Genomic DNA, 12,965 nt, shown 5'->3' on the forward strand with positions numbered 1-12,965 from the left:
ACCGGATCGCCGATGTCCTAGGGTCGTCGCATGCTCGCACTCACGCTCGGCCAGGCGAGGACGCTCGCGGTCGTGGTCCTCCTCGCGTTGATCGTCGCCGCGCTCGGAGCTGCCTGGATCATGAAGGAGATCATGCAGAAGGTCGCGCTCGTCGTGATCCTCGGCCTGCTCGCCCTGCTCGTGTGGACGCAGCGTTCGTCGCTGGACGAATGCGCCGACAAGGTCCGCGAGGGCGGCATCCGCGGCGACACGACCTGCTCGTTCTTCGGTCGTGACGTCCAGATCTCACTCAATCGCGACGACGAGTGACCGCGCTGGCCCGACGGGGCGGCGCGCACGTCGGACGGCCGAGCGAGCTCGCCGTCCTCAACGCGGCGAAGGCGGTCTCGAACACCGCCCTGCGGTGGGTCGGTCCGTTCCTGCCGACGCTCGAGCGGGCGTTCGGGGCCAGCACCGGCACGCTGACCGGCATCATCGGCGCGACCGAACTCGGCGGGCTGTCGACGATGGCGACCGGCGGCCTGCTCGACCGCGGTCACGAACGCCGGATCTTCCTCATCGGCACCGCAGCGGTCGGCGTCTCGTCGCTCATCGCCCTCGCTGGCTCGGTGACCGCGTTCGCGGTGTCGTTCGCCGTGATGCTCGTCGGCCACGCCAACCTCGTGGTCGCCGGCCACGCCTGGATCGGCCATCGGGTCCCGTTCGCCGCGCGCAGCAGGGCGATCGGCATCTTCGAGACGTCGTGGGCGGTCTCGCTGCTGGTCGGCGCGCCGATCATCGCGCTGTCGATCAGGTGGTTCGGCTGGCGGGGCGCCTACGGCGCCCTGGCCATCGGGTCGGTGATCGGCTTCGTCGCGGTGTCGCGGCTGGTCTCGGGGGCGCCGCCGCACGAACCGGACACGGCGAGCGGCTCGACCCGCCGGGCCCCTCCGTTGCCGGCGAGCGCCTGGCCGCCGATCGTCGCCGCGGCCGCGACCGCGGCGGCCGGGCTCTCGATCGTGGTCGTCTCGGGCGCTTGGCTCGACGACGACCACGGGTTCTCGACAGGCGGGCTGGGCGTCGTCGCCGCGGCGTTCGGAGCCGTCGAGCTCGTGTCATCCTCGTCGGTGGCACTCGTCGGCGACCGCGTCGGCACCCGGCGCTCGGTCATCGCCGGGCTCGTCGTGCTCGCTGCAGGGCTTGCCGTGATGGGGTGGCTCGGCGGAGGTCGCGGGCCGGCGATCGTCGGCCTGCTCGTGTTCCTCGCCGGGTTCGAGTACGGGTTCGTGTCGTCGCTGGCGCTCGTCACCGAGGCCGCGCCGCGATCGCGCGGCCGGGCGATCGGCATCGGCAACGCGGTCGGCACAGTGGCCCGTGCAGGAGCCGTGATCGCCAGCGGACAGCTGTACGAGGCGTTCGGGATCGGCGGACCGGTCGCCCTGGCCGGGGGTGCGGCGGCGGTGGCGATGATCGCCGTGGTCGTGCCCAGGCCCGCGGACCTGGGCACGAGTGCCGCCGCCGTCAGGTGACTCGCTCGACGAACTCGGTCACCCGCTGTGCGACGGCGTCGGCGTGCGTGTTCGGACCGAAGTGGCGGGCGCCCGGCACGACGTCGACCGCGGCGTCGGGCAGCGCCTCGGCGAGCGCTTCGGTGCCGAGGCGGTGATGATCGCGTGCGAGCTCGCCGCGCTGGGCCAGGACGGGAACCGTGACGGCCTCGGCCCGCCACGGCGGACGCCGGCGGAGATCGGTCAGCTCCGCGACCATCGCGACGCCTTCCTCGCGCCGTGCGGCCCTCGAGGCCGACGAGAGCCGTCCCCACCGCTCGTCGCCGAGCAGATGGCGCATGAAGCGCTCGGCGGCCTCGCCGGGGTCGTGCGCCCACGACACGGCATCACCGCCGGCCGAGTCGGTCGGCCACCACGGCTGCCACGAGTGCGGCGACTCGTAGCTGATCACACCGTCGACGACGCCCGGATGGCGGTCGACGAGCGCCAAGGCGACGTTGCCGCCGTAGCTGTGGCCGAACACGACCACCCGGTCGGCGGCGCACGCCTCGACCACTCGGAAGAGGTCGTCGACGTGGGCGTCCATGTCGAACGGGCCGTCGTGCGGGCGCGAGCGGCCGTAGCCACGACGGTCGTAGCGGGTCACGCGAAACCGATGATCGAGCCGGCGGCTGAGCTTCAGCAGGCCTGCCGAACGGTCGAGCGACCCGTGGACCAGCACGACACCGACGGCGCCTTCGACGCCGGCGGTCGCCGACCAGACGTCGGTCATCGCACCTCGACGATGCGCATCACGTCGGCGGCCGTGTCGACATCACGCCCGGGCGAACCGGCGAGCACGAGCACGGTGTCGCCGCGAGAGATGCGTTCCTGCTGGACGGCCTTCTCGACGGCGTACCAGACCATCTCGTCGGTCGACGAGTAGGTCGAGACCTCGATCGAGTCGACGCCCCAGCTCAGCGCGAGCGCGTTGACCGTCCGCGTCGTCGGCGAGAGCGCGAGCAGGGCGGCCGAGGGCCGGAACCGCGCCATCGCCCTGGCGGTTCGCCCGGCGTTCGTGCAGCACAGGATGGCGGCGGCACCGAGGTCGTCGGCTGCCTGTGACGCGGCATGCGTCAGGGCCGCCGTGACCTGATCGTCGACGCTCTCCCAGTGCTCGCGTTGGATCCGCCCGAGCCGCGCCGCCCACTGGCGGTACGACGCCTCGGCTTCGGCGCGCTCGGCGATCCTGGCCATCGTGGTGATGGTGAGCGTGGGATCGTGACCGATCGCGGTCTCGCCGCTCAGCATGAGTGCATCGGCCCCGTCGAACACCGCGTTCGCCACGTCGGTCACCTCGGCGCGCGTCGGCGACGGGGCGGTGATCATCGACTCGAGCATCTGCGTCGCGATGATCACCGGGATGCCGTACTCGACGCACCGCCGCACGATGGACTTCTGCAGGTGGGGAACGTCTTCCAGCGGGCAGTCGATGCCGAGGTCGCCGCGCGCCACCATGATCGCGTCGGACGCCACGAGGAGCTCGCTGAGGTTGTCGAGTGCAGCGCTCGTCTCGATCTTCGCGACCAACTCGGCCCGGTTGCCGACCACCGCCCGTACCTCGTGCAGGTCGGCGGCGGTCCGGACGAAGGACACGGCCACGAACTCGACGCCGGCCTCGGCCAACTGCGCCGCCAGCACCAGATCCTCCTCGGTCGGCGTGGTCAGGCGCATTCGCTCGGACTGCAGATGGACCCCGGGGCGCCCCTGGGTGTGACCGCCGGTCTCGACCACCGCCTCGGCGCGACCGTCGTCGACGTCGGTCACCCGCATCGAGATCGCACCGTCGCCGACGACCACGACGTCGCCGACATCGAGGTCGTCGATCAGCGTCTCGTACTCGACCCAGATGACCGACGCGTCGCACGACCCGTCCCCCGACCGGAACTCCACGGTGGACCCGGCCAGCAGGTCGACGCCTCCCTCGGGGAACTGACCGGCGCGGACCTTGGGGCCGGGCAGATCCGCGAGCACACCGACGGGGCGACCGACCGAGCTGGCCGCGGCACGTACCCGAGCGAGACGCTCGAGGTGCTCCTCGACCGGTCCGTGACTCAGGTTGAGGCGCACCACGTCGACCCCCGAGCGGATCAGGCGCTCGAGCATCTCCGGCTGGTCGCTCGCCGGTCCGATCGTCGCCACGATCTTCGTACGCCTCGTCATGGGTGCTTATCCTCGTCGATCGTGGAGCTGATCCTGATCCGCCATGCGCTGCCCGAGCGGCGAGAGCAGACGGATGGCCCCGCCGACCCCCCACTCGCCGAAGCCGGCCACCGGCAAGCACGCCGACTCGCCGACTACCTCAGCACCGAGCGGATCGACGCCATCTATACCAGCCCGCTGCGCCGTGCCGTGGAAACCGCGTCGCCGCTGACCGAGGCGACGGGGTGCACGGCGACCGTCGTCGACGGTGTCGCCGAGTGGGACCGGCAGTCGACCGAGTACGTGCCGATCGAGGAGCTGAAGGCGGCCGGCGACCCGCGCTACCACGAGGTGATCAACAACCTGTGGGAGGGTGAGGACCCCGTCGAGGACTTCGAGCAGCGCGTCACGACGTCGCTGGACGCGATCATCGCCGATCACGCCGGCGACACCGTCGCGGTCGTCTGTCACGGCGGGGTGATCAACCTGTTCCTCGCCACGGTGCTCGGCATCGGCGAGGAACGGACCGGATTCTTCTACCCGAACTACACGTCGATCAACCGGGTCGCCGCGTCGCGATCGGGCGTGCGATCGGTCGTGACGATCAACGAGACCGCCCACCTCCGCAACACCGGCCTCCCGATGGGGATCTTCCAGAACGGCTGACCATGTACGAGATCGACGACCTCTGCGCCTACCTCGACGGCTCGCCGTCGCCGTTCCATGCCGCCCGCACGGCGGCCGACCGGCTCGGGGCGGCCGGCTTCGCCGCAGTCGCCGACGGCGACGACTGGAGTGACCTACCGGCGGCGGGCTTCGTGCTGCGCGACGGGAGCGTCATCGCATGGCGCACCCCGGCGGACGCCCGGTCCGACGCGCCGTTCCGCCTCGCCGGCGCCCACACCGACTCGCCGTGCCTGCGGGTCAAGCCGCGCCCCGACGTCGATGCGGTCGGTTGGCGGCAGCTCAACGTCGAGGTCTACGGCGGCATCCTCAACAACTCGTGGCTCGACCGCGACCTGGGCGTCGCCGGGCGTCTCACGTCGGTCGACGGCGAGCACGTCCTCGTCGACGTGCGCAGGCCGATCGCCCGAGTGCCGCAACTCGCCGTCCACCTCGACCGCGGCGTCAACGACAGCCTCAAGCTCGACCCGCAACAGCACCTCCGACCCGTGTGGGGGTCCGGTTCCGGTGAGGACTTCGCGAGCTGGATCGCCGAGCAGGCCGGCACCGATCGACCGGCGTTCTGGGAGCTGTGCCTCTACGACACGCAGCCGGCAGCCGTGCTCGGCGGGGACGAGTCGCTGCTCGCCAGCGGGCGGCTCGACAACCAGGTGTCCTGCTGGGCGGCCGTCGAGGCACTGATCGCCGCAGAACCGACCGACGCGGTCGCCGTGATCGTGCTGAACGACCACGAAGAGGTCGGCTCGGCGTCGACGACGGGCGCCGCCGGGGCGCTGCTCGAACGAGTGCTGGAGCGCCACGTCGCCGCACGCGGCGGCGATCGCGACGACCTGCTCAGGGCGCTCGCCACGTCGAGCTGCATCTCGGCCGACAACGCACACGCCGTGCATCCCAACTACGTCGAGCGCCATGACCCCGAGCACCGGCCGCTCGTCAACGCCGGGCCGGCGATCAAGATCAACAGCAATCAGCGATACGCCACGTCGTCGGCGACCGCAGCGCGGTTCCGCAGGGCGTGTGAGACCGCGAGCGTGCCGTTCCAGGTGTTCGTCTCGCGCAACAACATGCCGTGCGGTTCGACGATCGGGCCGATCACCGCGACGCGCCTCGGCATCGACACGGTCGACGTCGGCGTGCCCCAGCTCTCGATGCACTCGGCACGCGAGCTGTGCGGCGTCAGCGACCCGCCGGCGCTCGCCGCCGCCCTGCACGCCGCCTTCGCGGAGTAGACCGCGCAGCCGGTCAGCTCTCGATCGGGTATCTCCATGGCACGCGGGTCATCGCCAGGTCGAACAGGCGCTGCAGTTCGGCGTGCAGCGCGTCGGCGTGTTCCCGGTACGCGGTGCGCGGCAGGCGTCCGCCGTCGGGCGCCACCGGCGGCGGGATCGGCGGACCGATCTCGACGTGGACCTTGCGCGGGTACACGAACTTCGACCCCTTCGGCATGACCCGCTCGGAGCCCCCGATGCCGACCGGCACGATCGGCACGCCGGCCTTGATCGCGATGTACACGGCGCCGTCGAAGAGCGGCTGCACGACCGGGCCCTCCTTGCGTTCCCCCTCTGGGAACAGCACCAGCGGGTCGCCGCCCTGCAGCACCTCGATGGAGCGGCGCAGGGCCTCGCGATCCGCCGTGCCGCGGGTGACCGGGAACGAACCGAGCGCCGAGAAGATCCAACCGAACTGGCGGTTCTTCCACATCGTGTCCTTGCCCATGAACCGCATCCGCTTCCAGCGCACGCAGCCGGCGAACGGCGTGTCCAGATACGACCGGTGCACCGGCGCCAGCACGAACGCGCCGTCGCGAGGCAGGTGCTCGCGACCGTTGACGGTGAGGCGGGTGTACAGCCGCAGGATCGGCACGACCAGCAACCAGGCCACGCGGTAGAACACCCGACTGCCGAGCCCGTTGCCGGCGAGGAACGTCTCGGGCTTCTCGTCCATCGTCGAGCTCGAGAAGGTCGGCTTCGCCGGATCGGCGCCGGACTCGGACGCAGCGGTGGGCTCGCTCATGGCAGCAGCCTCAGGATGTGTTCGATCACGCCGTCGATCGACAGCCCGGTCGTGTCGACCACCACGGCGTCGTCGGCCTCGGTGAGCGGGCTGTGGTCGCGGCTCGAGTCGCGGCGGTCACGCTCGATGATCGACGCCTCGACCTCGTCGACATTGCCGCCGATCTCGCGCACCCGGCGTTCGGCCCGCACGCGGGGCGAGGCGGTGATGTAGAGCTTGAGGTTCGCATCGGGGAACACGACCGATCCGATGTCGCGCCCTTCGACCACACCCCCGCCGTGGCGGCCGACCCACTCGCGCTGGCGCTCGACCAGCACTGCCCGGACGCCGGGGTTGGCGGCGATCTGCGACACCGCCTCGGTGACCTCCCTCCCGCGGATGTCGACCGTGGCGTCGACGCCGTCGACGACGACCCGGTCGTGGTCGATGTCGATGTCGACCGTCGGCGCCATCGCCGCGACCTCGTCGAAGTCGCCCTCGACCACGCCGCGGCGCAGCGCCGCAAAGGTCATCGCCCGGTACATCGCGCCGGTGTCGAGGTACTCGAGCTCGAGGCGAGCGGCCAGCGCCCGCCCGACGGTGCTCTTGCCGGCCCCGGCGGGGCCGTCGATTGCGATCACGATCGTCTCGGGTGCCCTCAGCGTGTCGTCGCTCTGCTCGACGGTCACCACGACGTCCCCATCGGGCGGCCCTCTTCGTACCCGGCGCGGCTCTGCACGCCGACGACGGCACGGTCGTGGAACTGCCCGATGTTCTCCGCGCCCGCGTACGTGCACGCCGACCGGACGCCGGCGACGATCTGGTCGATGATGTCCTCGACGCCGGGCGACTCGGGGTCGAGGTACATCCGCGACGTGCTGATGCCCTCCTCGAACAGCTCCTTGCGGGCCCGCTCGCGCTCCTCCTCGGCACGCGTGCGGTGCTTGACGGCGCGGCTCGACGCCATGCCGAAGCTCTCCTTGTAGAGCCGGCCGTCGGTGTCGCGGTGGGCGTCGGCGGCGGCCTCGTGGGTCCCCGCCAGCCAGGATCCGACCATGACGTTGGCGGCGCCACCGGCCAGCGCCAGGGCGACGTCACGCGGGAACCGGATGCCGCCGTCGGCCCAGATGTGCTTGCCGAGGCGGTTGGCCTCGTCGGCGCACTCGACGACCGCCGAGAACTGCGGGCGCCCGACGCCGGTCATCATGCGCGTCGTGCACATCGCTCCGGGGCCGACGCCGACCTTGACGATGTCGGCGCCCGCCTCGATGAGCTGCCGGGTACCGGCGGTGGTGACGACGTTGCCGGCGACGATCGACGCCGTCGGGCAGGCCTCGCGGACCGCTGCCACCGCCTCGAGCATCTTCGTCTGGTGGCCGTGCGCCGTGTCGACCACGAGCACGTCGGTGCCCATCGCATCGAGCTGCTGCGCCCGACCGACCGGATCGGCGTTGATGCCGACCGCCGCCGCCACCAGCAGCCGGCCTCGGTCGTCGACGGCCGGCTCGTAGATCGTCGAGCGCAGCGCACCCTTGCTCGTCAGCAGCCCGAGCAAGCGGCCGTCGGCGTCGACCACGGGCGCCAGCGTCCGCCGGGCACCGTGCAGGCGGTCGAACGCTCCCTCGGGCGTGATGTCCTCGGGCAGCGTGTCGAGCTCGGTGCTCATGACGTTCTGCAGCTGGGTGAAGCGATCGAACCCGATCGCGTCGTGCTCGGTGAAGACGCCGACCGGGCGGCCGTCGGTGTCGATCACGATCACCGCGCCGTGGGCGCGCTTGTGGATCAGGCCGAGCGCGTCGCCGACGGTGTTGGTCGGCGAGAGCGTGATCGGGGTCTCGAACACCGGGTGGCGGGTCTTGACCGAGCTGACGACGGTGTTGACGACGTCGATCGGGATGTCCTGTGGGAGGACCGCGATGCCGCCGCGGCGTGCCACGACCTCGGCCATGCGCCGGCCGGCCACCGCGGTCATGTTCGCGACGACGAGCGGGATCGTGGTGCCGATCCCGTCGGGCGTCGCCAGGTCGACGTCGAAGCGCGACCCCACCGACGACAGGCCGGGTACGAGGAACACGTCGCTGTAGGTGAGCTCGTGGGAGGGGTTCGGTTGCAGCAGTCGCATGGGGATCTTCGCTCGGTCGGGCCGGAACGGGCCGGTTCAGGTTAACGGGAGGATCGCCGCGCCTACGCTGACCGGAGTGTCAGATCGATCCGGCCGTCCGGTCCTCCTCGTGCACGGGTGGGGAGGCTCGTTCGCGACCACGTGGGAGCAGTCGGGATTCACGGCGCTGCTCGCCGACGCCGGGCGCCCGGTGATCGGCATCGACCTCCTCGGTCACGGCACCGCGCCGAAGCCGCACGACCCCGAGGCGTACCGCGATCTCACCGAGCGCGTCGTCGACGGCCTGCCCGACGAGCCGGTCGACGCCGTCGGCTTCTCGCTCGGTGCGCTCACGCTGCTGCGAACCGCCGTCGACCACCCCGATCGGTTCCATCGCGTCGTGCTGGCCGGGATCGGCCGCAACGTCTTCGACCGCGACGTGAGCGGTGCCCAACAGATCGCCGACGGGCTCGCTGCGGTCCGTGACGGCGTGGAGCTGGCGTCGCTGGCCCAGCAGGTGCGGCTGTTCGTGCAGTACGCGCAGCAACCCGGCAACGACGTCGACGCGCTCGAGGCGGTCATGCGCCGACCTTCGGGCGGTGACCTCGCGCCCGAAGACATCGCCCGGGTCACGTGTCCGGTCCTCGTCGCGGTCGGCGATCAGGACTTCGTGTTCCCCGGCGACGAGCTGGCCGATGCGTTCCCCGACGGACGCTGCACCGTCCTGCGGCGTACCGATCACTTCGCGACCCCCGAGTCGTTCGACTTCATCGACGCCACGTTGCAGTTCCTCGATGCCGTCCCGGACTGACCTGATCTCGACCGACGTCGAGCTCGCCGCCGAGCGCATCCGGCGCGGCGGGTTGGTGGCGATCCCGACCGAGACCGTCTACGGGCTCGCAGGCGACGCCGAGAACGCCGACGCCGTCGCCCGCATCTTCGAGGTCAAGGGCCGGCCGACCGATCACCCGCTGATCGTCCATGTCGCGGACGCCGACCAGCTGCACGGATGGGTCGCCCGGGTCACCGACGAGATCACGGCGCTCGCCGAGGCGTGCTGGCCGGGCCCCCTCACGATCCTGGCCGAGCGCGGGCCTCGGGTGCTCGACGCCGTCACCGGCGGTCGCCCGGCCGTTGCGGTCCGCGTGCCCAGCCACCCGATGACCAACGAGCTCCTGACTCGTGTCGGCGGCGGGCTCGCGGCGCCGTCGGCCAACCGCTTCGGCCGGGTCAGCCCGACCCGGGCCGAGCACGTGCTCGCCGACCTCCCTGGCCTCCAACCGGGCCGCGACCTGATCCTCGACGGCGGCGCCTGCCCGGTCGGTGTCGAGAGCACGATCGTCGACCTGACGGTCGACCCGCCCCAGGTCCTCCGCTCGGGCGCGATCGACGCGGCAGACATCGAGCGGCTGCTCGACACACCGGTCAGCGGCGCGGCCGGCCCCAGCAGGGCCAGCGGCATGCTCGCGTCGCACTACGCGCCGACCGCGACGGTGATCCTGGCTCAGGACGCGGGTGCCGCCGAGATCGCCGCCGGTGATCTCCGCCACGGTGGGCGACGTGTCGAGGTGCTCGATCGGACCGGTGATCTCGTCGTCGCCGCCCGCGAGCTCTACAACGACCTGCGGGCGGCCGACCGCGAGGGTCTCGACGCGCTCGTCGTCGTGCTGCCGCCAGCGGCCGGGATCGGGCACGCGCTGCGCGACCGACTCATGAAGGCGGCGGCGCAGCCGGGCCCTGATCACCCCAGTCGAGGCGGTTGAGACCCTCGATCCAGGCGTCACGCACATCGTCGATGTCGGGCGGTCGCCCGCCGGGCAGGCCCGCGACCCGCAGGCTCACCGTGCTCGCGCCCGCATCGGGCACCACCTCGACGCCGCACCAACCGCGCACCGGCTCGTCGAGGGCGAGCTCGAGCAGGTAGGGAGGGTCGTCGTCGAGGACGTCGCCGAGCCAGTTCCCGACGATCAACAGCCCTTCGAACGCCTCGGCGGGCAGGGCCTCGATCGTGAACGACGGATGGTCGGAGCGGACGCGACGGGGGGCGTGCTTGTACTCGCGGCGGCCGTGCTGCGTGCGGTCGGCGGCCGCCGCTCGATCGCGCGCCTGCTCGCCCGGCGGCGGGGCTTCGGGCGGGGTGTCAGCCGCCAATTCGATGAGCGCGAGCGCTTCCGCGGCCGCCCGATTGATGCGCTGCATCCCCTCGATCGAGCCGCCGACATCCGGATGCTGCTGCTTCGCCAACCGGCGGCGCGCGGCATGGATCTCGTCGGCGGTCGCGTCGGGGCGCAGCCCGAGCACGGCGAACGGGGCGTCACGGGCCGGCATCGGTCAGCGGCGCGTCATCGCGCGTCGGTCATCGTTCGGCGGCCGTGGCCAGCGGGGCCGCCGGGGCGGGGGCGTGATCGGCCACCGGTCGAGTCGTTGCGAGCAGCACGTGGGTCGTCACCAACATCACCGCCGTGGCACCGGCGACGTGGAGGCCGACGAGCAGCTCGGGCACGCCGTTGAAGTACTGCACGTAACCGAGCGCCGCCTGGAGCACCCCGACGAAGATCCACGTCGAGAGTGGGTTGACGAGCGCGTCGCGGTCGTCCGCCGCCGTCCGGATGCGCCAGGCGATCAGCAGCGCGACACCGATCGTGATCATCACGGTCGCCCCGTGCAGGCGGGCGACGGTCGGGATCGCGATGTCGAGCCGTTCGGCCTCCTCGTCGCCGGCGTGCGGACCGGCCCCGGTGACGAGCGTGCCGGTGAACACGGCGAGCGACGTCAACACGAACAACGCCAGGACCAACCGCTTCGCCGGTTCGCTGACGGCCGGTGCCCTGGGTACGTCGTCGGGCTCGCCGGCTCGCCGCACCAGCGTGGCGGCGGCGACGATCAGCGCCATCGAGAGCAGCAGGTGGCCCTGCACGGCGATCGGGTGGAGGTCGACCAGCACCGAGATGCCGCCGAGCACGGCGTTGGCGATCACGCCGACGACGAGCCAGGCCGAGAGCACGGTCAGGTCCCGGCGCCGGGGGCGGCGGACCAGCGACCCGAGCACGGCGGCGATGACGGCGATGCCGACGACGCCGGTGAAGAACCGGTTGATCTGCTCGATCGCGGCGTGCTTGGAGGAGACGTCGATCAGCCGCTCGCTCGAGCAGTTCGGCCAGTCGTCGCATCCGAGCCCGCTGTTGGTCAGCCGGACGGCCGCGCCGGTGACGATGATGACCGCCAGCGCGACGAGGGCCCCGATCGTGACCTGGCGATAGCGAGCGGGCGACATGGCAGCTGTCAGCCTACGCCGCACGACCGCCCGAGTGTCAGGGCCTGATCTCGTAGAAGGCGTTGACTGCGTGGTCGACCGGCAGGCGTTCGAACCTCGTGAAGCCGGCGGCCCTCGCCATCTCCTCGGCCTTCGAGGCGGGGAGGCCCAGCGTGCCCAACCCGGCGCCGCCCGGCTCGGACATCGCCGACGACATGCAGCTCAGCACGCTGACGCCGTACAGGAGCGACGCCATCGGGTTGGCCTCCATGTTGCCGGCGAGGTCGTCGGCGGCGTCGATGTCGACGAGCAGCCAGTGTCCGTCGTCGTGGAGCGAGAGCCGGATCGCATCGATCGTGTCCTGCGGGTGTGACATGTCGTGGATGCAGTCGAACGTGGTGATCACGTCGAACGAGCCGTCCCGCGGCAGCCGTTCGTCGCGCGGGTCGATGAACCTGGCGTTCGGGAGCGGCGACGAGGCCAGCTTGGCCCGGGCCCGGTCGAGCGCGTGCCGGCTGATGTCGTAGCCGACGAACTCGCTGTTCGGGAACGCCTCGGCCATCATCATCACTGCGCTGCCGGCGCCGCAACCGACGTCGGCGAGCCGGGCACCGTTCTGGAGCAGGTCGACGACGCCGTCCATCGCCGGCAGCACGGTGCGCAGCAGGTTGGCGTTGTTCCACGGCTCGAAGCTGCGCTCGATGCCCTCCGCCCCCTGCGCGCCGTGGCTGTCGTAGTCGTGACCGAGCCCCGTCTCGAAGCTCTCGGGCATGCGCTCGAGTGACTGCATCGTGGCGGGGAGGCGGTGGAACATGCCCATCCCGAAGGCCGGGTGGTCGGGTGTCGCCAGCACCGCCTTCGCCTCACGCGACATCGAGAAGCGGTCGTCGCCGTCGGCGACGTCGTGGTCGAGCAGCCGTGCGGCGGCCTGGTTGTGGAGCCACTCGCGCACCCACCGCTCGTGGAGGTCGGTGGCGACGGCGAGCTCGACGCTGGTCATCGGCTGATCCGCGTCGGCCAGGGCTCGGTAGAGGCCGAGCCGGTCGCCGAGGTGGATCATCCCGGCCGTCATGGCCCCCTCGAGCTTGCCGAACACCTGGGCGCTGAACAGTCGGAGTCGGTCGTGGCCGTCGCTCATGGGCCGAACGTAACCGAGCCGATCGTGTCGGTGCCCAGGTGTTCGGCAAGCTCGAGGGGGCCATGACGGCCGGGATGATCCACCTCGGCGACCGGCTCGGCCTCTACCGAGCCCTGGCCGACGCGGATC

At 71.6% G+C, this 12,965-nt stretch carries 14 protein-coding genes; 6 read left to right on the forward strand and 8 right to left on the reverse strand.

Translation table 11 applies throughout. The features are described 5' to 3' along the window. Positions 1–30 precede the first annotated feature (30 nt). Positions 31–309, forward strand: coding sequence for a hypothetical protein (locus QNJ12_RS14035; protein ID WP_300623384.1), 279 nt, complete (start codon positions 31–33; stop codon positions 307–309). Further along, a complete protein-coding gene (locus QNJ12_RS14040) occupies positions 306–1,508 on the forward strand; it encodes an MFS transporter (protein WP_300623386.1) in 1,203 nt (400 codons plus the stop codon). The genes QNJ12_RS14035 and QNJ12_RS14040 overlap by 4 nt, the downstream gene beginning before the upstream one ends. On the opposite strand, the gene QNJ12_RS14045 is transcribed toward QNJ12_RS14040, so the two are convergent. Both QNJ12_RS14045 and pyk read right to left on the reverse strand, forming a co-directional pair. Further along, the gene (locus QNJ12_RS14045) at positions 1,501–2,259 is read right to left on the reverse strand and encodes an alpha/beta hydrolase (RefSeq protein ID WP_300623387.1); all 759 of its coding nucleotides are present in this window, start codon (positions 2,257–2,259) and stop codon (positions 1,501–1,503) included. The genes QNJ12_RS14040 and QNJ12_RS14045 overlap by 8 nt on opposite strands. Continuing rightward, on the reverse strand, positions 2,256–3,689 hold the full coding sequence (gene pyk, locus QNJ12_RS14050) for a pyruvate kinase (protein ID WP_300623388.1): 1,434 nt from the start codon (positions 3,687–3,689) through the stop codon (positions 2,256–2,258). Before pyk ends, QNJ12_RS14045 begins: the two co-directional genes overlap by 4 nt. Before the next feature lie 21 nt (positions 3,690–3,710). On the opposite strand from pyk, the gene QNJ12_RS14055 reads away from it, so the two are divergent. Beyond that, on the forward strand, positions 3,711–4,334 hold the full coding sequence (locus QNJ12_RS14055; RefSeq protein WP_300623389.1) for a histidine phosphatase family protein: 624 nt from the start codon (positions 3,711–3,713) through the stop codon (positions 4,332–4,334). A 2-nt stretch (positions 4,335–4,336) separates the two neighbouring features. Further along, positions 4,337–5,581, forward strand: a complete 1,245-nt coding sequence (locus tag QNJ12_RS14060) for a M18 family aminopeptidase (protein ID WP_300623391.1) — start codon at positions 4,337–4,339, stop codon at positions 5,579–5,581. 13 nt (positions 5,582–5,594) lie between these two features. Here QNJ12_RS14060 and QNJ12_RS14065 read toward each other — a convergent pair whose 3' ends face one another. From QNJ12_RS14065 to QNJ12_RS14075, 3 genes are read right to left on the reverse strand one after another with little or no spacing between them, the layout of a single operon-like run. Beyond that, positions 5,595–6,365, reverse strand: coding sequence for a 1-acyl-sn-glycerol-3-phosphate acyltransferase (locus QNJ12_RS14065; RefSeq protein WP_300623393.1), 771 nt, complete (start codon positions 6,363–6,365; stop codon positions 5,595–5,597). Beyond that, positions 6,362–7,033 carry a (d)CMP kinase gene (gene cmk / locus QNJ12_RS14070; RefSeq protein WP_300623395.1) on the reverse strand — a complete coding sequence of 224 codons (672 nt, stop codon included), beginning with the start codon at positions 7,031–7,033 and terminating at the stop codon, positions 6,362–6,364. The genes QNJ12_RS14065 and cmk overlap by 4 nt, the downstream gene beginning before the upstream one ends. Next, positions 7,030–8,466 (reverse strand): GuaB1 family IMP dehydrogenase-related protein, encoded by a 1,437-nt coding sequence (locus QNJ12_RS14075; RefSeq protein WP_300623397.1) that lies wholly within the window; start codon positions 8,464–8,466, stop codon positions 7,030–7,032. The genes cmk and QNJ12_RS14075 overlap by 4 nt, the downstream gene beginning before the upstream one ends. Before the next feature lie 76 nt (positions 8,467–8,542). On the opposite strand from QNJ12_RS14075, the gene QNJ12_RS14080 reads away from it, so the two are divergent. Both QNJ12_RS14080 and QNJ12_RS14085 read left to right on the forward strand, forming a co-directional pair. After that, a complete protein-coding gene (locus QNJ12_RS14080; protein WP_300623398.1) occupies positions 8,543–9,256 on the forward strand; it encodes an alpha/beta fold hydrolase in 714 nt (237 codons plus the stop codon). Further along, positions 9,240–10,208: an L-threonylcarbamoyladenylate synthase gene (locus QNJ12_RS14085; protein WP_300623399.1), complete on the forward strand. Its 969-nt coding sequence runs from the start codon at positions 9,240–9,242 to the stop codon at positions 10,206–10,208. Before QNJ12_RS14080 ends, QNJ12_RS14085 begins: the two co-directional genes overlap by 17 nt. Here the strand turns inward: QNJ12_RS14085 and QNJ12_RS14090 are convergent. From QNJ12_RS14090 to QNJ12_RS14100, 3 genes are read right to left on the reverse strand one after another with little or no spacing between them, the layout of a single operon-like run. Further along, complete coding sequence (locus QNJ12_RS14090) at positions 10,156–10,773, reverse strand: J domain-containing protein (protein WP_300623400.1); 618 nt, start codon at positions 10,771–10,773, stop codon at positions 10,156–10,158. The two genes, QNJ12_RS14085 and QNJ12_RS14090, sit on opposite strands and share 53 nt — an antisense overlap. Before the next feature lie 28 nt (positions 10,774–10,801). Further along, positions 10,802–11,719 carry a COX15/CtaA family protein gene (locus QNJ12_RS14095; RefSeq protein WP_300623401.1) on the reverse strand — a complete coding sequence of 306 codons (918 nt, stop codon included), beginning with the start codon at positions 11,717–11,719 and terminating at the stop codon, positions 10,802–10,804. 37 nt (positions 11,720–11,756) lie between these two features. After that, positions 11,757–12,836, reverse strand: coding sequence for a class I SAM-dependent methyltransferase (locus QNJ12_RS14100; protein WP_300623402.1), 1,080 nt, complete (start codon positions 12,834–12,836; stop codon positions 11,757–11,759). Positions 12,837–12,965: the final 129 nt, after the last annotated feature.

Source organism: Ilumatobacter sp., from assembly GCF_030065885.1.
In the GTDB taxonomy this organism is placed as follows: Bacteria; Actinomycetota; Acidimicrobiia; order Acidimicrobiales; family Ilumatobacteraceae; genus Ilumatobacter.